Here is a 507-nt window from a genome sequence, read left to right as displayed (position 1 = left end):
GGGGCTATAGCTCAGCTGGGAGAGCGCTTGCATGGCATGCAAGAGGTCAACGGTTCGATCCCGTTTAGCTCCACCAATTTACAGTTCAATGTCTGGCCACACCGGCATTGAATCGATCAGCACTCAGCGCTGATCAAGTTAGAAGGGTTTGTGTCCCCTTCGTCTAGTGGCCTAGGACACCGCCCTTTCACGGCGGTAACAGGGGTTCGAGTCCCCTAGGGGACGCCAGTTTTACAGAAGCAGCACTTCGGTGATGCTCCGCCGCCAGGCGATAAATCGGGGCTATAGCTCAGCTGGGAGAGCGCTTGCATGGCATGCAAGAGGTCAACGGTTCGATCCCGTTTAGCTCCACCAATTTACAGTTCAATGTCGGGCCACACTGGCATTGAATCGATCAGCACTCAGTGCTGATCACTGTTAGAAGGGTTTGTGTCCCCTTCGTCTAGTGGCCTAGGACACCGCCCTTTCACGGCGGTAACAGGGGTTCGAGTCCCCTAGGGGACGCCA

General features: G+C 55.8%; 4 tRNA genes. All 4 read left to right on the top strand.

The window, feature by feature from the left end:
* Nucleotides 1-76 (top strand) — tRNA-Ala (locus CJU81_RS23560).
* Between the two features lie 76 nt (nt 77-152).
* Nucleotides 153-228: transfer RNA gene (locus CJU81_RS23555), tRNA-Glu, on the top strand.
* Between the two features lie 50 nt (nt 229-278).
* A tRNA-Ala gene (locus CJU81_RS23550) sits at nt 279-354 on the top strand.
* Between the two features lie 77 nt (nt 355-431).
* Nucleotides 432-507, top strand: a tRNA-Glu gene (locus CJU81_RS23545).

Source organism: Pseudomonas fragi, from assembly GCF_002269505.1.
Classification (GTDB): domain Bacteria; phylum Pseudomonadota; class Gammaproteobacteria; order Pseudomonadales; family Pseudomonadaceae; genus Aquipseudomonas; species Aquipseudomonas fragi_D.
The sequence above is the reverse complement of the archived record's forward strand: the minus strand, read 5'-3'. Positions and strand labels throughout refer to the sequence as shown.